Origin of the sequence: Streptomyces avidinii, from assembly GCF_014650695.1 — a bacterium.
In the GTDB taxonomy this organism is placed as follows: domain Bacteria; phylum Actinomycetota; class Actinomycetes; order Streptomycetales; family Streptomycetaceae; genus Streptomyces; species Streptomyces avidinii.
Genome location: NZ_BMVL01000001.1, coordinates 1 through 20967, shown reverse-complemented (window position 1 = coordinate 20967; position 20967 = coordinate 1). Strand labels below are relative to the sequence as shown.

General features: G+C 72.0%; 18 protein-coding genes. 9 read left to right on the top strand and 9 right to left on the bottom strand.

Going from position 1 to position 20967, the window contains the following annotated elements; all coding sequences use genetic code 11:
* Positions 1 to 14 precede the first annotated feature (14 nt).
* Positions 15 to 1460 (bottom strand): WGR domain-containing protein, encoded by a 1446-nt coding sequence (locus IE257_RS00090; RefSeq protein ID WP_189963277.1) that lies wholly within the window; start codon positions 1458 to 1460, stop codon positions 15 to 17.
* Positions 1461 to 1554: 94 nt separating this feature from the next.
* Between IE257_RS00090 and IE257_RS00085 the strand changes: the two genes are divergently transcribed.
* A complete protein-coding gene (locus IE257_RS00085; protein WP_189963275.1) occupies positions 1555 to 2202 on the top strand; it encodes a nucleoside/nucleotide kinase family protein in 648 nt (215 codons plus the stop codon).
* A gap of 113 nt (positions 2203 to 2315) precedes the next feature.
* On the opposite strand, the gene IE257_RS00080 is transcribed toward IE257_RS00085, so the two are convergent.
* Both IE257_RS00080 and IE257_RS00075 read right to left on the bottom strand, forming a co-directional pair.
* A complete protein-coding gene (locus tag IE257_RS00080; protein ID WP_189963273.1) occupies positions 2316 to 3215 on the bottom strand; it encodes a carbohydrate kinase family protein in 900 nt (299 codons plus the stop codon).
* Positions 3212 to 4156 (bottom strand): pseudouridine-5'-phosphate glycosidase, encoded by a 945-nt coding sequence (locus IE257_RS00075; RefSeq protein WP_229920024.1) that lies wholly within the window; start codon positions 4154 to 4156, stop codon positions 3212 to 3214. Before IE257_RS00075 ends, IE257_RS00080 begins: the two co-directional genes overlap by 4 nt.
* Before the next feature lie 108 nt (positions 4157 to 4264).
* On the opposite strand from IE257_RS00075, the gene IE257_RS00070 reads away from it, so the two are divergent.
* Both IE257_RS00070 and IE257_RS00065 read left to right on the top strand, forming a co-directional pair.
* The gene (locus tag IE257_RS00070; RefSeq protein ID WP_229920089.1) at positions 4265 to 5008 is read left to right on the top strand and encodes a class I SAM-dependent methyltransferase; all 744 of its coding nucleotides are present in this window, start codon (positions 4265 to 4267) and stop codon (positions 5006 to 5008) included.
* 115 nt (positions 5009 to 5123) lie between these two features.
* Positions 5124 to 5495 (top strand): cupin domain-containing protein, encoded by a 372-nt coding sequence (locus IE257_RS00065; RefSeq protein ID WP_189963269.1) that lies wholly within the window; start codon positions 5124 to 5126, stop codon positions 5493 to 5495.
* Here IE257_RS00065 and IE257_RS00060 read toward each other — a convergent pair.
* From IE257_RS00060 to IE257_RS00050, 3 genes are all read right to left on the bottom strand, one after another.
* Positions 5485 to 6705 carry an MFS transporter gene (locus IE257_RS00060; RefSeq protein WP_189964640.1) on the bottom strand — a complete coding sequence of 407 codons (1221 nt, stop codon included), beginning with the start codon at positions 6703 to 6705 and terminating at the stop codon, positions 5485 to 5487. The two genes, IE257_RS00065 and IE257_RS00060, sit on opposite strands and share 11 nt — an antisense overlap.
* A gap of 270 nt (positions 6706 to 6975) precedes the next feature.
* Positions 6976 to 7548, bottom strand: a complete 573-nt coding sequence (locus IE257_RS00055; RefSeq protein WP_189963266.1) for a methylated-DNA--[protein]-cysteine S-methyltransferase — start codon at positions 7546 to 7548, stop codon at positions 6976 to 6978.
* Positions 7549 to 7631: 83 nt separating this feature from the next.
* The gene (locus IE257_RS00050) at positions 7632 to 8558 is read right to left on the bottom strand and encodes a glycerophosphodiester phosphodiesterase (RefSeq protein WP_189963264.1); all 927 of its coding nucleotides are present in this window, start codon (positions 8556 to 8558) and stop codon (positions 7632 to 7634) included.
* 69 nt (positions 8559 to 8627) lie between these two features.
* Here IE257_RS00050 and IE257_RS00045 point away from each other — a divergent pair, with 69 nt between their 5' ends.
* The 5 genes from IE257_RS00045 (at position 8628) to IE257_RS00025 (ending at position 14843) form a co-directional block, all read left to right on the top strand.
* Positions 8628 to 8774, top strand: coding sequence for a hypothetical protein (locus IE257_RS00045; RefSeq protein ID WP_189963262.1), 147 nt, complete (start codon positions 8628 to 8630; stop codon positions 8772 to 8774).
* 29 nt (positions 8775 to 8803) lie between these two features.
* Positions 8804 to 10960, top strand: a complete 2157-nt coding sequence (gene uvrB, locus IE257_RS00040) for an excinuclease ABC subunit UvrB (protein ID WP_189963260.1) — start codon at positions 8804 to 8806, stop codon at positions 10958 to 10960.
* 87 nt (positions 10961 to 11047) lie between these two features.
* Positions 11048 to 11626: a TerD family protein gene (locus IE257_RS00035; RefSeq protein ID WP_030762430.1), complete on the top strand. Its 579-nt coding sequence runs from the start codon at positions 11048 to 11050 to the stop codon at positions 11624 to 11626.
* 39 nt (positions 11627 to 11665) lie between these two features.
* Complete coding sequence (locus IE257_RS00030) at positions 11666 to 13621, top strand: TerD family protein (RefSeq protein ID WP_189963258.1); 1956 nt, start codon at positions 11666 to 11668, stop codon at positions 13619 to 13621.
* A 238-nt stretch (positions 13622 to 13859) separates the two neighbouring features.
* Positions 13860 to 14843: a TerC family protein gene (locus IE257_RS00025; RefSeq protein WP_189964637.1), complete on the top strand. Its 984-nt coding sequence runs from the start codon at positions 13860 to 13862 to the stop codon at positions 14841 to 14843.
* 13 nt (positions 14844 to 14856) lie between these two features.
* Here the strand turns inward: IE257_RS00025 and IE257_RS00020 are convergent, their stop codons facing one another.
* The 3 genes from IE257_RS00020 to IE257_RS00010 form a co-directional block, all read right to left on the bottom strand.
* The gene (locus IE257_RS00020) at positions 14857 to 16173 is read right to left on the bottom strand and encodes an MFS transporter (protein WP_189964635.1); all 1317 of its coding nucleotides are present in this window, start codon (positions 16171 to 16173) and stop codon (positions 14857 to 14859) included.
* 207 nt (positions 16174 to 16380) lie between these two features.
* On the bottom strand, positions 16381 to 17037 hold the full coding sequence (locus IE257_RS00015; protein WP_189963256.1) for an MBL fold metallo-hydrolase: 657 nt from the start codon (positions 17035 to 17037) through the stop codon (positions 16381 to 16383).
* 9 nt (positions 17038 to 17046) lie between these two features.
* Positions 17047 to 17736: a maleylpyruvate isomerase family mycothiol-dependent enzyme gene (locus IE257_RS00010; RefSeq protein WP_189963253.1), complete on the bottom strand. Its 690-nt coding sequence runs from the start codon at positions 17734 to 17736 to the stop codon at positions 17047 to 17049.
* A 187-nt stretch (positions 17737 to 17923) separates the two neighbouring features.
* On the opposite strand from IE257_RS00010, the gene uvrA reads away from it, so the two are divergent.
* On the top strand, positions 17924 to 20905 hold the full coding sequence (gene uvrA, locus IE257_RS00005) for an excinuclease ABC subunit UvrA (RefSeq protein ID WP_189963251.1): 2982 nt from the start codon (positions 17924 to 17926) through the stop codon (positions 20903 to 20905).
* The last annotated feature ends 62 nt before the right edge of the window (positions 20906 to 20967 follow it).

Here is a 20967-nt window from a genome sequence, read left to right as displayed (position 1 = left end):
GACCGCCCCCCGGCTCACACCAGGCGGCGTATCTCCCCGCGGACCCGGTAGAAGCCGCCCGAGGCAGCGTGCAGCCCGTCCACCACGTACCGGGCGCCCGCCTCGCGTATCCCGCGCGGGAACTGCACGTTCCACGAGGGTTCGAAGCCGCCGGAGACCACCTGGACCCGCATCCGGCCGCCCTGCTGGACGCACTCGACCACCACGCCGCCCGCGGGGGCCGCCGCCATGGACACCGTCGCCACCGCCGAGGCCGACGCGGCCGGGGTGAACACCGGCAGCGCCGCCGCCGACTTCACGTCCATCGGCGCGGGCACCGAGCCCTCCTGGGCCGCCGCGATCGCCTGCTCGGTCGCATCCACGCAGACCAGCGACCCGTCCGTGGTGACCAGGTACAGCCGACCGTCCAGGTACTGCATGGACAGCGCCGACCCGCCGCCCGTCCCCAGCTTCCACAGCCGCCGGCCGTCGGCGTCGAAGCAGTAGACCGAGGAGGAGGAGTCGCCGGCGAAGACGTGCCGTCCGTCGGGCGAGGTCGCGCACGAATACACCGCCGCGTCGCACGCGTAGGAGGCCTCCACGGCCCCCGTCGCCTTCGACAGGCGCTGCACGGTGTTGCGGACCGTGCCCGCGTACACCGCGTGGTCCTCCTGCCAGCCGAACAGCACCCCGCCGGGGGTCTTGGTGTGCCACAACTGCCCGGTGCCGTCGGCCGCGTAGGCCGTCACGCCGCCGCTGTGCCCGTGGAAGACCGCCCGCTCGTCCGCCCGGACCATCCAGGCGCCGTTGCCGGCGGACTTCCGCGACCACTGGTGCTCGTCCTCGTGGTCGATGACGGTCAGGCCGCCGTTCGCGTCGGAGACGTTCAGCACGCCCTCGTGGATGTCGAGCCAGTAGATGTCCACGTCCGCCGCGATCGCGTAGGCCCCGAAGGGAACCTTCGACGACAGGTCGTACACCGTGCCGTCGTCACAGCCCGCGTATATCCAGAACTCGTCCGCGACCAGGCACTTCACCCCGTCCGGCAGGGAGTACCGGGCCAGCACCTCACCGCCGTGGCTCAGCGTGTAGACGTCGCCCGCCTGGTTGCCCACCCAGCAGCGGTCCTCGTCCACGTGGATGCCGAAGGCCGACGAGCCCGTACGGAAACGCCACAGCACCGGAGCCACCGCACGCGCCGTCGACGGGGCCGAGGTCACCTGACGGCGGGTCACCGACCGGGCGGCGCGCTGCCCCTGCACGGCGGGGGCGTACCCCTTGCGCACCTTCTCGCCGATCTTCTTCGCGGCGGCCGCCCGGGCCTTCTCCACGGTCGGGAACGAGGAGCTCTGCAACTGGCCGTCCGCGCCGATGCGCCCGTACCGCACGGACACGGCCGTGCCGTCCACGGTCACCTCGTAGAACTTGTGCGCCCCGCCGTCGTCCTGCGACAGCTCCAGATACGTCGTCTCCCGAGCCATGACAAACCTCTCCCCGAAGGCAGGGCCACCGGCTTCCTTTCCGGCCGGTGATCCCTCGTGAAAAAAGCTAAGGCCCACCACTGACAATGGGCCCGTGCAGTGGGAAGCGATCACATGGCAGCGGATGGCCGAGCAGCTCGCCGGTCACCTCGACGACCCCGACAACGCCCCTGAACAGGGCAGCTGGCAGCGGGTGGGCATTGACGGAGCCCCCGCCGCCGAGACCGGCGTGCTCGCCGGTCGGCTCGCCGACGCGCTGCGCCTGCGCGGGCGCCCGTCCCTGGTGGTGGCGGCCGACGGCTTCCTGCGGCCGGCCTCCCTCCGCTTCGAGTTCGGCCGCGAGGACGTGGACTCCTACCTCGGCGGCTGGTACGACACGGCCGCGCTCTGGCGGGAGGTGTTCGGCCCGACCGACCCCGGTGGCACCGGGCGGGTGCTGCCGGATCTGTGGGACCCGGTGACCGACCGGGCGACGCGCAGCCCCTACGTCGAACTCCCGCCCGGCGGCGTGCTGCTCGTGCACGGCCCGCTGCTGCTGGGCCACTGGTTCCCCTTCGACCTGAGCGTCCACATCCGGCTCTCCGCGGGAGCCCTGGCCCGCCGCACCGAGGAGTCGGCGCGCTGGACGCTCCCCGCCTTCGCGCGCTACGAGGCCGACACCGACCCGGCGTCGGCCGCCGACGCGGTGGTCCGGGCCGACGACCCCCGCCATCCCGCCTGGACGGGCGTCGGCTCCGGCTGACCCGGGCGGGGCCGGGTCGGGCGCCGCGCGGGCTCGCGCCTCGGTCGGCGATGGCGCCGGGTCGGGATGCCGCCCGAGCCGCGCTTCCCTCACCGGCGGGTCCGGGTGCGTTGCTACGGCCGACCGCCCGGCCGGGTCACCGCCAGCGCCGCCGCCCGGCAGCCGGCGCGGGCCGCCTCCGCCGGGTCCGCGCCCTCCAGTCGGGCCGCGAGGAAGCCCCCGGTGAACGCGTCACCGGCGCCCGTGGAGTCCACCGCTTCGGCCGGCTCCGCCTCGACCTCGGCGGTGATCCGGCCGTGTTCGGCGATCAGCGCCCCGGCCGCGCCCCGGGTCACCACCACCAGCGGCACCCGCCGGCTGAGCGCCGCCGCCGCCCGCGCCACGCCCGTCGGCTCGGGCAGCCCGGCCAGCAGCCGGGCCTCGTCCTCGTTCGGCAGCAGTACGCCCGCCCCCGCCACGGCGTCCAGGAAGCGCTGCGGCCCGAGGGCGGCCAGGAATCCGGCCGAGGCCGGGTCCACGCTCACCGGTACGCCCCGGGTGCGGGCCGCCCGTAGCGCGACCATGGCCAGCTCCCGGCTGCTGTCGGCGAAGAAGAGATAGCCGGACAGGTGGAGATGGGCCGCCCCGTCCAGCAGGGACGGGGCCCAGTCGGCCGGGCACAGCCGCAGCGAGGCCCCGCTGTCGGTCAGGAACGTCCGCTCCGCGTCCTTGCCGACCAGGGCGACCACCGTTCCGGTCGGCTCCTGCGCGTCGATCACCAGGCGCGGCCGCACCCCCGCGTCCACCAGCGCCCGCTCGTGCCAGCGCGCCGATTCGGCGCCCACCCGCGCCAGGAGACGTACCTCCGCGGTCCCCGTACGGGCCGCCCAGCAGGCCGCGTTGGCCCCGGCTCCGCCCGGCAGGGTCCGGATGCGGGCCGTCGTGTCGGTGGCCGGCGCCAGTGGTTCCGGATGTATGGCCACCACGTCCGTCACCACGTCCCCGACGACGAGCAACGCCCCCGGCCCGGTCATGCCCGCGCCGCCCAGGCCCCCGCGATCCGGGCTCCCAGCCGTACGTTGCCGCGGACCGCCGCCAGGTTCGCCTCCAGCGAGGCCCCGTCCGTCGCCCGCACCAGGAACCCCAGCAGGAACGGTGTCACCGCCTGCCCCGTGATCCCGCGCTCGCGGCACTCGGCGAGCCCCTCCGCGAGGACCCGGTCGTGCAGTTCCGGATCCAGCTGCTCCGCACGCGCCACCGGATTGGCGACCAGCAGCGCCGACTCCGGTCCGTCCAGAGCGTCCTGAGCAGCCATCACCGCGGCGACCTCCTCCGGCCGGTGCACGGTCCAGTCCACCGGCTCGCCGGAGTCGGCCAGGTAGAACCCGGGGAAGCGGTCCGTCCCGTAGCCGAGCACCCCCACCCCCAGCGTCTCCAGCCGCTGCAGCGTGCCCGGCACGTCCAGGATCGACTTCACCCCGGCGCACACCACGGTGATCCGCGTCCGCGCCAGCAGCGACAGGTCCGCCGACTCGTCCTGCGTCCGGGCCCACTCCCGGTGCACTCCGCCCAGTCCGCCCGTGGCGAAGACCCGAAGGCCCGCCCGGGCGGCGAGGAAGGCGGTCGCGGACACCGTCGTCGCCCCCGTGGCTCCCGCCGCCAGGGCGGGGGCCAGGTCCCGGTGACCGAGCTTGCGCACGCCGTCGCCGGCCGCGATCCGCTCCAGCTGCTCCTTGTCCAGACCCGCGTACGGCACCCCGTCGAGGACCGCGACCGTCGCCGGAACCGCCCCCTCCGCGCGGACCAGGGCCTCCAGTTCGAGGCCCACCGCCAGGTTGCGGGGGCGGGGCAGACCGTGCGCGATGATCGTCGACTCCAGGGCCACCACGGGCTTGCCCCGGGCGAGTGCCTCGCGTACCTCCGCCGACAGGACCGGTCCACCGGGCAGGGGCGCATCTGCTCTGTGCTGTGACATGTCCCCATCCATGGCACGGGATTGACGCCCCCAAACGCTCTCCCGCCACACCCGTCCCAACCTGTCCGAGTAGCGTGCCCCCATGGACACGCGCGGCTTCTAGACGAGCTGGCCGACCGCTACGACCTCATCTACGCGGACTGGGACGCGAGCACCGCCCGCCAGGGCCGCGCCCTCGACGCCCTGCTCACCGCCGCACTGGGCCCGGGACCGCACAGGGTGCTCGACAACGCCTGCGGCATCGGAACCCAGTCCCTGGGCCTCGCCGCGCTGGGCCACCGGGTCACCGGGACCGACCTCAGCCCCGCCTCGGTCACCCGCGCCGCCCGCGAGGCGGCGCGGCGCGGCCTCGCCCTGCCCCTCGCCGTCGCAGACATGCGCGCCCTGCCCTTCACGGACGCCTCCTTCGACGCCGTGGTCTGCGCCGACAACGCGCTGCCGCACCTGCTGACCGGCGACGACGTGGCCACGGCTCTGGCCGAAACCCTGCGCGTGCTGCGCCCCGGCGGGCTGCTGCTGGTCTCCACGCGCCCGTACGCGGAACTGCGCCGCGCCCGCCCGCAGAGCGAGCCCCCGCACGTCCACACGGGTCCCGAAGGGCGGACGGTGACCTTCCAGCTGTGGCACTGGCACGCCGACGGGGAGCGGTACGACGTGGAGCTCTTCCAGCTGCTGCCCACCGGCTCCACCTGGACCACGCGGACGTCGAGCGCCACGTACTGGGCGCTTCCGGAGGAGGAGACGGCCGGGTACGCCCGGCGGGCGGGGTTCGCCGAAGCGCTCTGGCGGGCACCCGCGGACACCGGCTTCCACCAGCCGCTGCTCGCCGCCAGGCGGCCGGCCGCGCCGTGACGGGCGGACAGTCGGGTGGCCGGCCGGGAGCTGGACAGGATGACTCGTCCGGCGGGCCGTTCCTGGACGCTGTGGTCACCGCTCCGCGCGGTGGGCCGCACTAGGCTGGCGCGCCATGAGCACCAGCGATCACTCCGCCGCAGCCCCCGCTTCCTTCTCCGTCTCCGTCGCGGACGTCGAGCTGGAGGCCGATGACCTCGACCCCGAGCAGATCGTCTCCGGGGACCCCGCCGTGACGGGCAAGGTGCTGTGGGAGTCGGCCGACGGCAAGCAGGTGCGCGGGATCTGGCAGATCACCCCCGGCGTGGTCACCGACGTCGAGGCCAACGAGCTCTTCGTGGTGGTCAGCGGCCGCGCCACCGTCGAGGTCGAGGGCGGCGCGACCCTGGAGGTCGGCCCCGGTTCCGCCTGTGTGCTCAGGGAGGGCGACCGGACGACCTGGACCGTGCACGAGACGCTGCGCAAGGCCTACCACATCAGCTACTGACGGCCCCCTTGGCGGCGCCTCGGGCGGGCACCGGGTGGCGGCGGGCCGTGAACAGCGCGAGCGCCGCCATCGGCAGCAGCAGGGCGGCGCCGACGGCGTTCAGCCAGCCGTAGCCCGCCTGGGACATGATCAGCCCCGCGGCCGCTCCGCCCAGGCCCGCGGCCGTGTTCATGGTGAGGTCGCTCAGCCCCTGTACGGCGGCCCGGGCGGGCTGCGGCACCGAGTCCGTCAGCAGGGCCGACCCGGACACCATTCCGGCGGACCAGCCGAGGCCGAGCAGGAAGAGGCCGAGCGCGCTCCGGCCGTGGCTGGGGCCGGCCGTTCCGGCGAGCAGTGCGGCGACGGACAGCAGGCCGGCGGCCAGTCCGATCACGGAGAGCCGGCCGAGCCGGTCGGCGAGCCAGCCCATCACGGGCGAGAAGGCGAACATGCCGGCGATGTGACCGCTGATCACCAGCCCGATGAGCTCCAGGCCGGCGCCGTGGTGGCTCAGGTCCATCGGCGTCATCACCATGATCGAGACCATGGTGGTGTGGGACACGGCGACGGTGAGGAGGGCGAGCCGGGCCCGCGGGGAGGCCTTCACCGCGGCGAGTCCCGCCCGCAGCGAGCGCCCTTCGCGGGTCTGCTCCTCGGGGGCGGCCAGCGCACGGGCCGTCAGCAGCGGGTCGGGGCGCAGGAGCACGCCGATCAGGGTGCCGGTGAGCAGGAAGACGACGGCGGCCCAGACGAACGGGCCGGCCGTCTCGGGTATCGCGGTGCCGGCGAAACTGCGGCTGGCCGGCGCGGACAGGTTGGGGCCGAGCACCGCGCCGATGGTCGACGCCCACACCACGACCGAGATGGCCCGGGCGCGATGGTCCGGGGCGGCCAGGTCTGCGGCGGCGAACCGGGCCTGCAGGTTGGCCGAGGAGGCGGCGCCGAAGGCGGCCATGCCGAGCAGCAGCAGGGGGAAGTTCCCGATGGTGGCGGCGAGGACGACCAGGCCGGCTCCGGCGGCGCCGATCGCGTAGGCCAGGACCAGACCGGGGCGGCGGCCGCGCGCGTTCATCAGGGCGGCGAGCGGCAGTGAGACCACGGCGGTGCCGATCACCGCGGCGGTGGAGGCGACGCCGGACAGTGCCTCGGTGCCGCTGACCTCGGTGGCCAGTACGGGGGCCAGGGCGATGCTGATGGGCACGCCGAGGCCGCCGAGCACCTGGCCGGCCATGAGGACCCGCGAGGTGCGCCGCTGCAGGCGGGCCAGCTCGGGCGGGCCCAGCGGCCGCACGGGCCGGTCGGTGCCGGGCGAGGCGGTCACGGCATACACCGGTATCGCGGGTGCGCGACACGGGGCGCGGAGGAGGCGGGGAGGCCGGGTGCGGCGGCGGGAGTAGTCACCGCCGCAGTGTGCCAGCCCTTACCGCCCGGCGGAACCGTGCCGGAACCGGGCCGCAGCGCGGGTCGCCCCGCACGCCGGATCCGCAGGTCAGGGCCCCGCTCAGAACAGCGGCTGCGGAAGCACCCCCTCCAGCGCCAGCAGCTGGCGCTTGGTCTCCACCCCGCCGCCGAATCCCCCGATGCCCCCGTCGTTCTCCACGACCCGGTGGCAGGCCACCACCAGCGGCAGCGGGTTCGACCCCATGGCGTTGCCCACGGCCTGGGCGGCGCCGGGCTGTCCCACGCGGGCGGCCAGCTCCCCGTAGCCGACGACCGATCCGTAGGCCACGGAGCGGTCCAGCTCCTGGAGCACCTGCCGGTTGAAGCCGGAGCTGAGGCGCCAGTCCAGCGGCAGCTCGAAGCGCCGCAGCGAACCGGCGAAGTACGCGGTGAGCTGGCGTATCGGCTCGGCCAGCAGCTCCTCCTCGCCCGGTGAGGGACGCCGGGCGTCGGCGCCGAGCCGGGAGACGAGCGGGCCGATCATCTTGTCGACCCGGTCCGGCTCGGCATGGAACTCGACCCGGACCAGACCCTCGGGGGTCGCGGCCAGGAGCAGGGGCCCGCCGAGGACACCGTCGCCGGCGACGACGGTCCATTCGAGGTGCGGCCCGCGGGGCCGCTCGGTGCTGTCCACAGGTCCACGGTACGGCCGGCCACCGACAACGCGGTCGGCGCCGGCGACTGCCTGCAACGCCGTCGATGCGCTCCGGCCCGGCGTCAGAACCCGCCGACCGCCTCCTGGACCACGTCGGGGGCGTTGGTGATGATCCCGTCCACCCCCATGGCCTGCACCTTCCGGGCGGTCGCCGCGTCGTCCACGATCCAGGTGTCCACCTCCATGGCCTTGCCGTGGGCACCGAGCAGGGCGTGCACCGCCGCGACCCAGTCGGCCGAGATCGTGGTGTGCCACGGGTTGATCCGGTCGGTGAACTCCGCGTACCGGGGCAGGTCCGCGACGGTGGGGGTGCCGAGGAAGGCGGTCACCAGGTCGGGGCGCAGCCCGTGGACGATGCGCACGCTGTCGGCGCTGAAGCTCTGCACCACCAGGCGCTTCGTGACGTGCCGCTCGTCGAGCCAGCCGGCCTCGTCCAGCACCTTCAGGGTCTGCTCCTCGATCCCCGGGTACAGCTCCGGCTTCTTGATCTCCAGCAGCAGCCGCTGCTGGTTGCGCTGCACCCGGTCGAGGTACTGCCGCAGGCTCGGCACGGACGCGCCCGCGTACTCGTCACCGAACCAGCTGCCCGCGTCCAGCCGGGAGATCTCGGCCCACGTGAAGTCCTTGACCTTCCAGGGCGCCCGGCCCGGGAACCGCTGCTCGACGTCGGTGGTCCGGGCCAGGGTGTCGTCGTGGATCACCACCAGCACCCCGTCCTTGGTGCGCTGCACGTCGTTCTCCACCCACGGGAAGCCCATCTGCATGGCCAGGTCGATCGCGTCGAGGGTGTTCTCAGGGGCGTACGCGGAGGCTCCCCGGTGGGCGTACACGACCGGGCCTCCCAGGGCCGCCCGGACGGTCCCGGTGCCGGTGCCGGTGGTCGCGCCGGATCCGGGGCCGGTGGCGGCGTACGAGGCCGTCCCGCCCAGCAGGGTGAGAGTGAAGCCCAGGAATGCGGCCGCGGCCGCGGCGGCGGGTCGGACGTACATGTGCGTTCTCCTCGGGTCGTGAGCCCTGTTCCTGCGTCAGACGGGTGCGGAGCGGCAGACGTTGTGGCGATGCACTTCACCGCGATCATGGGGTTGAAGATCACCGAGCCGCCACCGAACTACGACAAACGGACCAGAACGAATGACGCGGCCCGGGCGGCCGGCGGCGTCGGCGGCGCCGCCCGGAGCGTGCCGCCGACCCGCGGCGCTACGTGAGTGTCAGTGGGGGGTCGTACGGTTGACCCATGCGGCCCGTATCGAAGATCGAACGCACGGTGGCGCCTTTCGAGGTCGTCAGCCCCTACCAGCCCAGCGGCGACCAGCCGGCGGCCATCGCCGAGCTGGAGAAGCGCATCCGTGCAGGTGAGAAGGATGTCGTCCTGCTGGGTGCGACCGGCACCGGCAAGTCGGCGACCACGGCCTGGATGATCGAGAAGCTCCAGCGCCCCACCTTGGTCATGGCGCCGAACAAGACGCTCGCGGCCCAGCTGGCGAACGAGTTCCGTGAGCTCCTGCCGAACAACGCCGTCGAGTACTTCGTCTCGTACTACGACTACTACCAGCCCGAGGCCTACGTACCGCAGTCGGACACGTACATCGAGAAGGACTCCTCGATCAACGAGGAGGTGGAGCGGCTGCGGCACTCCGCGACCAACTCCCTGCTCACCCGGCGGGACGTCATCGTCGTCGCGTCCGTGTCCTGCATCTACGGCCTCGGTACCCCACAGGAGTACGTCGACCGGATGGTCGCCCTCAAGGTGGGGGAGGAGATCGACCGGGACCAGCTGCTGCGCCGCTTCGTCGACATCCAGTACACGCGCAACGACGTCGCCTTCACCCGCGGCACCTTCCGGGTGCGCGGGGACACCATCGAGATCTTCCCGGTCTACGAGGAACTGGCCGTCCGCATCGAAATGTTCGGCGACGAGATCGAGGCCCTGTCCACCCTGCACCCGCTGACCGGCGAGGTCATCAGCGAGGACCGCGAGCTCTACGTCTTCCCCGCCAGCCACTACGTCGCCGGGCCCGAGCGCATGGAGAAGGCGGTCCGCGGCATCGAGGCGGAGCTGACCGAGCGCCTCGCAGAGCTGGAGAAGCAGGGCAAGATGCTGGAGGCGCAGCGGCTGCGCATGCGCACCACCTACGACCTGGAGATGATGCGCCAGATCGGGTCCTGCTCCGGCATCGAGAACTACTCGCTGCACATGGACGACCGCGAGCGCGGCTCCGCGCCCAACACGCTCATCGACTACTTCCCGGAGGACTTCCTCCTGGTCATCGACGAGTCGCACGTCACCGTGCCGCAGATCGGCGCCATGTACGAGGGGGACGCCTCTCGCAAGCGGACCCTCGTCGACCACGGCTTCCGGCTGCCGTCCGCCCTCGATAACCGGCCGCTGAAGTGGGAGGAGTTCCAGGAGCGCATCGGGCAGACCGTGTACCTGTCGGCGACTCCCGGAAAGTACGAGCTCTCGCGCGGCGACGGCTTCGTCGAGCAGATCATCCGCCCCACCGGCCTCATCGACCCCGAGGTCGTGGTCAAGCCCACCGAGGGGCAGATCGACGACCTGGTGCACGAGATCCGGCAGCGCGTGGAGAAGGACGAGCGGATCCTCGTCACCACCCTCACCAAGAAGATGTCCGAGGACCTCACGGACTACTTCCTGGAGCTCGGCATCCAGGTCCGCTACCTGCACAGCGACGTGGACACCCTGCGCCGCATCGAGCTGCTGCGCGAGCTGCGGGCCGGCGAGTACGACGTCCTGGTCGGCATCAACCTGCTCCGTGAGGGTCTCGACCTGCCCGAGGTGTCCCTGGTGGCCATCCTCGACGCCGACAAGGAGGGGTTCCTGCGCTCCGGGACCTCCCTGATCCAGACCATCGGCCGCGCGGCGCGCAATGTGTCGGGCCAGGTCCACATGTACGCGGACAAGATGACCCCGGCGATGGAGAAGGCCATCGACGAGACGAACCGGCGCCGCGAGAAGCAGATCGCCTACAACACGGCGAACGGCATCGACCCGCAGCCGCTGCGCAAGAAGATCAACGACATCGTGGCCACCATCGCCCGCGAGGAACTCGACACCGAGGAGCTCCTCGGCACCGGGTACCGGCAGGAGAAGGAGGGCAAGGGCGCCAAGGCCCCGGTGCCGGCGCTCGGCGGCCGGGCGGCCGCGGCCAAGACGGGCGGAAAGGGTTCGAAGGGGACGGCCGGGGGCAAGGGTGCCGACGTGCTGACCGACCGGCCCGCAGCCGAACTGGCCGCGCTCATCGAGCAGATGACCGAGCGCATGCGCGGGGCTGCCGCCGAGCTCCAGTTCGAGGTCGCGGCCCGGATCCGGGACGAGGTGAGCGAGCTGAAGAAGGAGTTGCGGCAGATGAAGGAAGCGGGCCTCGCCTGACCGGAAGCCTGTCAGTAGGGTTGGGTCTCAGCCGCAGGTACACGCTGCACGCTCGTCATGGGGCGGGCCAGGGAGAGGGGACAGTACGTGACGGTCAACATGACCAAGGGTCAGGCCATCAGTCTGCAGAAGGCGGACGGAGGCACGCTGACCGCGGTCCGCATGGGCCTCGGCTGGCAGGCGGCGAAGCGCCGCGGGCTGTTCGGCTCGCGCACCCGGGAGATCGACCTCGACGCCTCGGCGGTGCTCTTCGCCGACAAGCAGCCCGTGGACGTGGTGTTCTTCCGCCACCTGCAGAGCGACGACGGCTCGGTGCGCCACACCGGTGACAACCTCGTCGGCGGCGTCGGCCAGGGCGGGGACGACGAGGCGATCCTCGTCGACCTCCAGCGCGTGCCGGTGCACATCGACCAGATCGTCTTCACGGTGAACTCCTTCACCGGCCAGACGTTCCAGGAAGTGCAGAACGCGTTCTGCCGCATCGTCGACGAGACCAACGGCCAGGAGCTGGCCCGCTACACCCTCGACGGCGGCGGTCAGTACACCGCGCAGATCATGGCCAAGGTGTCCCGCGCGGGTGCCGGCTGGCAGATGACGGCCCTCGGGAACCCGGCCAACGGCCGGACCTTCCAGGACCTCATGCCGGCGATCCTGCCGCACCTGTAGTACCGGAGAAGAGAAGAAGGCACGGGGGAGGGCTGCACGATGACGGCCGAACTGGTCCGGGGGCAGAACCACCCCGTGTCCCAGAGCCGGGTGGAGATCAGGGTTTCGGCGGGCACGCCCGTGCTGGCCCTGGCCTCGCTCGCCGACGAACAGGGCCGGTTCTCCGGCGACGGGATACTGGCCCACCCGGGCGCCAGGTCCCAGCCCGGAGTGCGGTCGCCGGGTGAGCTCGCCGAACGGCACACCTTCGCCGTCGACCTCGACGAGGTCGCCGCGGACGTACACCGGCTCGGCGTCCTGCTCGTCCTGCCGCCCGGCGGTCCGGTGCGCTTCGGCGCGGTACCGGCCTCCTACGTGGCCGTGGCCGACCCGGACGGCGCCGAACTCGCCGGGTACACCCTGACCGGGCTCGACGCCGAGACGGCCGTGGTCGCCCTGGAGCTGTACCGGCGCCAGGGCGCCTGGAAGGTCCGCGCCGTGGGCCAGGGCTACGCCGAGGGCCTCGGCGCCCTGCTCACCGACGGCGGACTGCCCGCACCGCATGCCGCGGAGCTGGCCGCCGCCGCGCTGCGCACGGCCGCCCGCACCGCCGAGGCCGACATCACCCTGGCGACCATGCCGACCCTCGTCGGCGACCTGCGCGCCCCGCAGACCCCGGCCCAGGCACCCGCGCCCGCCCCCGAGCCGCCGGACCCGGTCGTCGGGCACCCGTACGCCGGTACGTCCGGGCCCGCGCCCGGTGGCGACACCCCGGCCTCCCCGCCCACCATCAGCTACGCCCACCCGCGGCGCCGCCGCACCAGCACCGAGCCGCCCGAGCCCGCGCCGCGGGCCGCCGCGCCGCAGGAACCGGGCCAGGCCCCGCGGCCCGTCGCGGGGGACGCCAGCGGCTGGTCCATGGAGGAGCGGCTCTACAACCAGGTCTGGGGCATGTTCGAGGACCTGGCCCGGACGGTCGCCGCCTACCGCAGCGCCGTCGAGTTCGCCGACTCCCGGATGGACCGCGAACTCGACGAGGCCCTGTCCGACCCGCGCCACCGGCTGGGCGGCTCGGGGAACGCCGCCCGCGACACCGCCCGGGCCCGCCGCGAGGAGCTCGTCGCCCAGGCCCAGGCCGTCCTCGACCGGGACCTCACCCAGCTGATCGCCGAGTCGGAGGTCGTCGAGCCCGCGCTGCCGGCCGCGTACGCCCGCTGGGACAACCCCGTCTGGCACGGTCACCGCACGCCCGAGGAGAGCCCGCTGGCCCTGCGCCTGGGCGACCTGCACCTGCCCGAGCGGCCCGACCTGCGCATCCCCATGCTGACCCGGGTCCCGCTGGAGCGCGGACTCTGGATCGACAACGGCCGCACCGGCTCCGAGGCCGCGATGACCATGGACACCGACCGACTGCGCCGGGCCGCCATGGACATGGCCGTGGCCCTCGCGGTCCGGCTGCTCGCGGTCCACCCCGCCGACCGGTTCTCCGTGCACGTCATCGACGCGGCCGGAGCCGGGTCCGCCTCCCTGGAGCCGCTGGTCCGCGCCGGGGTGCTGGCGGCACCGCCCGCCGCCGGGGCCACCGGGGTCACCCAGACCCTGGCGCGGCTGACCCGGCGGGTGGACCTCGTGCAGATGGCGCTGCGGGCCGGCGCCCCCGAGGACCTGCCGCCGGACGTGGACACGGCCGACCAGCTGCTGATCGTGCACGACTTTCCGCACGGCTTCGACGACCGCGCCGTCACGCAGCTGCGCTACCTCGCCGACGAGGGTGCGGCGGTCGGCGTGCATCTGCTGATGATCGCCGACCGCGACGAGGCCTCGGCCTACGGGCCGCTGCTCGACCCGCTGTGGCGCTCCCTGATGCGGCTGTCGCCGGTGCCGGACAACCATCTCGCCGACCCTTGGGTGCACCACGCGTGGACCTTCGAACCGGACCTGCCCCCGCAGGGCAGCCGGGTCCTCGACCAGGCGCTGGACCGGGTGGTGGAGGCCCGACGCACTACCCGCCCGTGACCATCCTTTGGCATTCCCTTTACCTTTTCGGCCCTTGATGGGTATGCTCGTGAGTGCGGAGGGGAGTATTCCTGCTTTCCTGCTACGGCGTACCCGTCAATACGGACCACCTGCGGTTTCATGAGCGCAATGGTCCCGGGGCGTCGGCCCACGGCCTCCAGGTCGTCCGGGTGGAAGAGACCTCCGGCAGCGATGACGCTGACGAAGTGCTGAGCCATCCGCCGGAGGCATGTTCACCATGGAAGTTTCCTGGGCCCTGTGGGGCGCGACCATTCTCGGTCTGTCCCTCCTCATCGCCGCCGACTTCTTCATCGGCCGCAAACCGCACGACGTTTCGATCAAGGAAGCCGGCACCTGGACGGTCGTCTGGATCGTCCTCGCCGCCCTCTTCGGGCTCGGCCTGTGGTTCTTCGGCACCCCCCAGGCCTCCCAGGAGTTCTTCGCGGGCTTCATCACCGAGAAGTCCCTGAGCGTCGACAACCTCTTCGTCTTCGTCCTGATCATGGCGAAGTTCGCGGTGCCCTCCCACCTCCAGCAGCGCGTGCTGCTCATCGGCGTACTGATCGCCCTGGTCCTGCGCGCGGTCTTCATCGCCGCAGGCGCCGCGATCATCGCCAGCTTCTCCTGGGTCTTCTACATCTTCGGCGCCTTCCTGATCTACACCGCGTGGAAGCTGATCCAGGAGGCCCGCAAGGACGAGGACGAGGACGACTTCGAGGAGAACCGCCTCCTGAAGTCCGTCGAGAAGAAGTTCGGCGTCGCCGACCGGTACCACGGCACCAAGCTCTTCATCGTCAGCAACGGCAAGCGCGTGCTGACCCCGCTGATGATCGTCATGCTGGCCATCGGTACCACCGACGTCCTGTTCGCCCTGGACTCCATCCCCGCGATCTTCGGCCTGACCCAGGACCCGTACATCGTCTTCACGGCCAACGCCTTCGCGCTGATGGGTCTGCGCCAGCTGTACTTCCTCATCGGCGGCCTGCTGAAGAAGCTGGTCCACCTCAGCTACGGCCTGTCGATCATCCTCGGTTTCATCGGCATCAAGCTCGTGCTGCACGCCCTGCACGAGTCCGGGGTGCACGTCCCGGTCATCTCGATCCCGGTCTCCCTGGGCGTCATCTGCGGTGTCCTGGTCATCACCACGATCACCAGCCTGATCGCCTCGAAGAAGCAGGAGGCGGCCGAGGCCGCCGCCCGCACCGAGAGCGCCGACGTCTGACGGATCCGCGGAGCTACCCGGGGGCGGCCACTTCGGCCGCCCCCGTTTCCGTGCCCCGGCCCGCGGCCGTCCGCTTGCGGACTGCCGCCGGACCGGTCTCCGGCAGCAACGCGAAACAGACCAGGCTGACCAGGGCGATCCCGGTCAGGTACAGCCCGACGCCCCACGGCGGACCCGAGCCGTCCGCCAGCGCCGTCGCCACGATCGGGGTCAGCGCCCCGCCCAGCACACCGCCCAGGTTGTAGCCGACGGCCGCGCCCGTGCAGCGGATGCGCGGCGCGTACAGCTCCGGCAGGTACGCGGCCACCACCGAGAACATCGTCACCATGCCCAGCAGCGCGCCGGTGAAGCCGACCGTCATCAGCAGCGGATCGGCCGTCCGCAACAGCGCCACCAGCGGGAACATCCACACGGCGCAGAGCGCGCACCCGGCCAGGCACAGCGGCCGCCGTCCGTAGCGGTCACCGAGCATCGCGATCAGCGGGGTCACCAGGCCCTTGATCGCGACCGCGACCATGATGCAGGCCAGCATCGTCGTGCGGTTCACCGCGAGGTGCTCGGTGGCGTACGCGAGGGACCAGGTGGTGACCGCGTAGAAGACGGCGTACCCCACGGCGAGCGCCCCGCCGGTCAGCAGGAGCAGCCTCCAGTGGCCCCGGAACACCTCGGCCAGCGGGGCCTCGGCCCGCCGGTCCGACGCGGCGAGCGCCCGGAACTGCGGGGTCTCCTCCACCGAGTGGCGCAGCCACAGCCCGGCCAGGGCCAGCACCCCGGCCGCCCAGAAGGGGACCCGCCACCCCCAGGAGGAGAACTGGGCATCGGTCAGCGAGGCGGACAGCCCGAGCATCAGGCCGTTGGCGAGCAGGAAGCCGACCGCCGGGCCCATCTGCGGGAAACTCGACCACAGTCCGCGCCGCCGCTCGGGTGCGTGCTCGGCGGTCAGCAGCACGGCGCCGCCCCACTCGCCGCCGAGCCCGAGGCCCTGCAGGAAGCGCAGCAGGAGCAGGAGGACCGGCGCGGCCATGCCGATCGAGCCGTACGAGGGCACGCAGCCCACGGCCACCGTGGCGAGACCGGTGAGCAGCAGGGAGGCGAGCAGCACCGGGCGCCGGCCGTAGCGGTCGCCGATGTGGCCGAAGACCGCCGAACCGAGCGGGCGGGCGAGGAAGCCGACGCCGAAGGTGCCGAACGCGGCGAGGGTTCCGGCGAGCGGGGAGAAGGGGGGGAAGAAGAGCGGGCCGAGCACGAGGGCGGCGGCCGTGCCGTACACGAAGAAGTCGTAGAACTCGATCGCGGTCCCGGCGAGCGAGGCCGTGGCCAGCCGCAGCATCCCGGGCCCGGTGCGGCCGTCGCCCTCAGGGGGCCGGGGCGTCGGGGAGGGGGTGGGACAGGCCTCGGGGGCGGGGGAGGCGAGGGGCGGGGAAGGGTCCTGTGGCATGCCGCACCACATACCCCTTTCCCGCCCCTCGGGGCGGCAGTTCGGCCGGAGCCGACCGGAAGGAGTGCGTCGCGCCCGGAAGTTGACGCGTTGCGGTGCCTACCAGCCGCGCTCGCGCCATTCGGCCAGGTGCGGACGCTCGGCGCCGAGGGTGGTGTCGTTGCCGTGCCCCGGGTAGACCCAGGTCTCGTCCGGCAGCTGCTCGAAGAGCTTGTGCTGGACGTCGTCGATCAGGCTGGCGAAGGCCTTCGGGTCGTCGTGGGTGTTGCCGACGCCGCCCGGGAAGAGGCAGTCGCCGGTGAACACGTGCGGGTGGCCGTGCGGGTCGTCGTAGACCAGCGCGATCGAGCCGGGGGTGTGTCCGACCAGGTGGCGGGCGGTCAGTGAGACCCGCCCGACCGTGATCGTGTCCCCGTCGCGGACCTGGACGTCCGTGCCGACGGGGATGCCCTCCGCGTCGAGCGCGCCCGCGAGGGTGCGCGCGCCGGTCGCCTCGACCACCTCGGCGAGTGCGCCCCAGTGGTCGCCGTGCCGGTGGGTGGTGACCACGGACGCGATGCCGTCGTCGCCGATCAGGCTGAGCAGGGTGTCGGCCTCGGCGGCCGCGTCGATGAGCAGCTGCTCGTCGGTGGCGCGGCAGCGCAGCAGGTAGGCGTTGTTGTTCATCGGGCCCACCGCGACCTTGGAAATCATCAGGTCCGCGAGTTCGTGCACGTCGGCCGGACCGCCGACCTTGACCTCTCCGGTGTACGTCATGTCTTGATCCTAGAGCGGAGGGAGCTCGGGGAGGGGGCCGCCCGAGGTGGTCAGGGAGGCTCCCTTGTCCCCGCGGCCGGCCAGCCAGGCCAGCAGCCCCGCGGCGGTGCCGGAGACGGTCACGGCGGGATCCCCGGCGGAACCGGTGCGCCAGCTCCGCCCGTCGCTCGCGACCAGTGCCACCGGCGGCACCTCGGGGCGCCCGGACCAGCGGTCGGCGAGGAAGGCGATCTCGCGGTCGGTGAACTCCTCCGGGAGGTCGGAGAGCTCGTAGCCGATGTTCAGGTCGACGTGGTGCAGGTCGGCCTCGACCCAGCGGCGGAAGGGCACGTTGGCGGCGAGGTCGGTGATGCCGTTGCGCAGCTCGACCGTGCGGGACCAGTCCTGGTCGGGCTCGGTGGTGGCCATGAAGCGGGCCGCGGAATCACGGAGGTCCGTCAGGTGTTCTTCCAAGGGCCGGCCGGCGTCGCGCTCGATGTCCGTGTCGCGGGCGGCGGCACTCTCGTACATCGGGCGCCCCTCGAAGACGTTGACGAGGGCGTCCGCGTTGCGGGCGAGGTGGGCCAGGATGTGGCCGCGGGTCCAGCCCGGGAGGTGTGACTCCTCGGCGAGGGCTGCGTTGTCCAGTTTCGCGACTGCGGTCAGCAGCCGGTCCGTGGCTTCACGTACAGATCGCAGGTCGTGCACATGATCAGTCATGACGGCGAGCCTAGTGGCTCACCACGCACGGCCACACGATTGGGTGAAGCGGTCTGCGGAGTGCCGTAAATCGAATGTGCGTGCTATACGCTCGGAAGTCCAAGGACCAAGTCCATCGCAGAGGCGCCCCCCATACCCTGGGACGGGGGCCCGTGCCCCCGCTCTCTCAAGAAAGGTGCGGACCGGCGTGACCGACCGTCTCATCGTTCGTGGCGCTCGCGAGCACAACCTGAAGAACGTCTCGCTCGACCTGCCCCGCGACTCACTCATCGTCTTCACCGGACTCTCCGGGTCGGGCAAGTCCTCCCTGGCCTTCGACACGATCTTCGCCGAGGGTCAGCGCCGCTACGTCGAGTCGCTCTCGTCGTACGCCCGCCAGTTCCTCGGGCAGATGGACAAGCCCGACGTCGACTTCATCGAGGGCCTCTCCCCGGCCGTCTCGATCGACCAGAAGTCGACCTCGCGCAACCCCCGCTCCACCGTGGGCACCATCACCGAGGTCTACGACTACCTGCGCCTGCTCTTCGCCCGGATCGGCAAGCCGCACTGCCCCGAGTGCCGCCGGCCCATCTCGCGCCAGTCCCCGCAGGCGATCGTCGACAAGGTGCTCGCGCTCCCCGAGGGCAGCCGCTTCCAGGTGCTCTCGCCGCTGGTGCGCGAGCGCAAGGGCGAGTTCGTCGACCTCTTCTCCGACCTCCAGACCAAGGGCTACAGCCGGGCGCGGGTGGACGGGGAGACCATCCAGCTCTCCGAGCCGCCCACGCTGAAGAAGCAGGAGAAGCACACCATCGAGGTGGTCATCGACCGCCTCACCGTCAAGGAGAGCGCCAAGCGCCGGCTCACGGACTCCGTGGAGACCGCCCTCGGCCTGTCCGGCGGCATGGTGATCCTGGACTTCGTCGACCTCGCCGAGGACGACCCCGAGCGTGAGCGGATGTACTCCGAGCACCTCTACTGCCCGTACGACGACCTGTCCTTCGAGGAGCTGGAGCCGCGCTCCTTCTCCTTCAACTCGCCCTTCGGCGCCTGCCCCGAGTGCACCGGTATCGGCACGCGCATGGAGGTGGACCCGGAGCTGATCGTTCCGGACGAGGACAAGTCCCTGGACGAGGGCGCGGTCTCGCCGTGGTCGCTCGGCCACACCAAGGACTACTTCCAGCGGTTGATCGGCGCGCTCGCCGAGGAGCTCGGCTTCCGGACCGACATCGCGTGGGCCGGGCTGCCGGTGCGCGCGAAGAAGGCCCTGCTGTACGGGCACAAGACGCAGATCGAGGTCCGCTACCGCAACCGGTACGGGCGGGAGCGCGCGTACACCACGGCCTTCGAGGGCGCCGTGCCGTTCGTCAAGCGGCGGCACGCGGAGTCGGAGAGCGACGCCAGCCGTGAGCGCTTCGAGGGCTACATGCGCGAGGTGCCGTGCCCGACCTGCGAGGGCACCCGCCTCAAGCCGATCGTGCTCGCCGTGACGGTGATGGAGAAGTCCATCGCCGAGGTCGCCGCCATGTCGATCAGCGAGTGCGCGGACTTCCTGGGGCGGATGCGCCTCGACGCCCGCGACAAGAAGATCGCCGAGCGGGTCCTGAAGGAGGTCAACGAGCGGCTCCGCTTCCTCGTGGACGTCGGTCTCGACTACCTCTCGCTCAACCGGGCCGCCGGCACCCTGTCGGGCGGCGAGGCCCAGCGCATCCGGCTCGCCACCCAGATCGGCTCCGGCCTGGTCGGCGTGCTCTACGTGCTGGACGAGCCCTCCATCGGTCTCCACCAGCGGGACAACCACCGGCTGATCGAGACCCTGGTGCGGCTGCGGGACATGGGCAACACGCTCATCGTGGTCGAGCACGACGAGGACACCATCAAGGTGGCCGACTGGGTCGTGGACATCGGTCCGGGCGCGGGCGAGCACGGCGGCAAGGTGGTGCACAGCGGTTCGCTCAAGGACCTGCTGAAGAACACCGAGTCGATGACCGGGCAGTACCTCTCGGGCAAGAAGTCCATCGAGATCCCGGACGTACGCCGACCCGTGAACGGCGAGCGCAGGCTGACCGTCCACGGCGCCAAGGAGAACAACCTGCAGGACATCGACGTGTCCTTCCCGCTGGGCGTCCTGACGGCCGTGACCGGCGTGTCGGGCTCGGGCAAGTCGACGCTGGTCAACGACATCCTCTACACGCACCTGGCCCGCGAGCTGAACGGCGCCCGCTCGGTGCCCGGACGGCACACCCGGGTGGAGGGCGACGAGCTCGTCGACAAGGTCGTGCACGTCGACCAGTCGCCGATCGGCCGGACCCCGCGGTCCAACCCGGCGACGTACACGGGTGTCTTCGACCACGTGCGCAAGCTCTTCGCGGAGACCATGGAGGCGAAGGTGCGCGGCTACCTGCCGGGCCGCTTCTCCTTCAACGTGAAGGGCGGCCGGTGCGAGAACTGCGCCGGCGACGGCACGATCAAGATCGAGATGAACTTCCTCCCGGACGTCTACGTCCCCTGCGAGGTCTGCCACGGCGACCGGTACAACCGGGAGACGCTGGAGGTCCACTACAAGGGCAAGTCCATCGCGGAAGTCCTGAACATGCCGATCGAGGAGGCGCTGGGCTTCTTCGAGGCGGTGCCGACCATCGCGCGTCACCTCAAGACGCTCAACGAGGTCGGGCTGGGCTACGTCCGCCTCGGCCAGTCGGCGCCGACCCTGTCGGGCGGTGAGGCGCAGCGCGTGAAGCTGGCCTCCGAGCTCCAGAAGCGTTCCACGGGCCGGACGGTCTACGTGCTGGACGAGCCGACGACGGGTCTGCACTTCGAGGACATCTCGAAGCTGATCAAGGTGCTGTCCGGGCTGGTGGACAAGGGGAACTCGGTGATCGTCATCGAGCACAACCTCGACGTCATCAAGACCGCGGACTGGGTCATCGACATGGGCCCGGAGGGCGGCTACGGCGGCGGTCTGGTGGTGGCCGAGGGCACGCCGGAGGCGGTGGCCTCGGTGGGGGCGAGCCACACCGGCAAGTTCCTGCGGGACATCCTGGGCGCGGACCGGGTCTCCGACGCGGGGGCGTCTCCGGTGCGGGCCGCGGCGAAGAAGGCTCCGGCCAAGAAGGCGGTCGCAGCGAAGAAGGCGGCTCCGGCCAAGAAGACGGCGGCCAAGAAGACGACGACCCGGGCGCGCAAGGCCTAGGTGTATTGACCTGCAGCGTTGTTGACACGGCTGATCGGTGGCTGGCCGTCGAGTGCGGTGTG

Coding starts and splice junctions, on each gene's coding strand:
- IE257_RS00090 (WP_189963277.1), bottom strand. CDS start 1,460: ATGGCTCGGGAGACGACGTATCTGGAGCTGTCGCAGGACGACGGCGGG.
- IE257_RS00020 (WP_189964635.1), bottom strand. CDS start 16,173: ATGCTGCGGCTGGCCACGGCCTCGCTCGCCGGGACCGCGATCGAGTTC.
- IE257_RS00060 (WP_189964640.1), bottom strand. CDS start 6,705: ATGGCCGGCCAGGTGCTCGGCGGCCTCGGCGTGCCCATCAGCATCGCC.
- IE257_RS00030 (WP_189963258.1), top strand. CDS start 11,666: ATGACGGCCGAACTGGTCCGGGGGCAGAACCACCCCGTGTCCCAGAGC.
- IE257_RS00045 (WP_189963262.1), top strand. CDS start 8,628: ATGCACTTCACCGCGATCATGGGGTTGAAGATCACCGAGCCGCCACCG.
- IE257_RS00065 (WP_189963269.1), top strand. CDS start 5,124: ATGAGCACCAGCGATCACTCCGCCGCAGCCCCCGCTTCCTTCTCCGTC.
- IE257_RS00075 (WP_229920024.1), bottom strand. CDS start 4,156: ATGTCACAGCACAGAGCAGATGCGCCCCTGCCCGGTGGACCGGTCCTG.
- IE257_RS00025 (WP_189964637.1), top strand. CDS start 13,860: ATGGAAGTTTCCTGGGCCCTGTGGGGCGCGACCATTCTCGGTCTGTCC.
- IE257_RS00010 (WP_189963253.1), bottom strand. CDS start 17,736: ATGACTGATCATGTGCACGACCTGCGATCTGTACGTGAAGCCACGGAC.
- IE257_RS00050 (WP_189963264.1), bottom strand. CDS start 8,558: ATGTACGTCCGACCCGCCGCCGCGGCCGCGGCCGCATTCCTGGGCTTC.
- uvrB (WP_189963260.1), top strand. CDS start 8,804: ATGCGGCCCGTATCGAAGATCGAACGCACGGTGGCGCCTTTCGAGGTC.
- IE257_RS00080 (WP_189963273.1), bottom strand. CDS start 3,215: ATGACCGGGCCGGGGGCGTTGCTCGTCGTCGGGGACGTGGTGACGGAC.
- IE257_RS00015 (WP_189963256.1), bottom strand. CDS start 17,037: ATGACGTACACCGGAGAGGTCAAGGTCGGCGGTCCGGCCGACGTGCAC.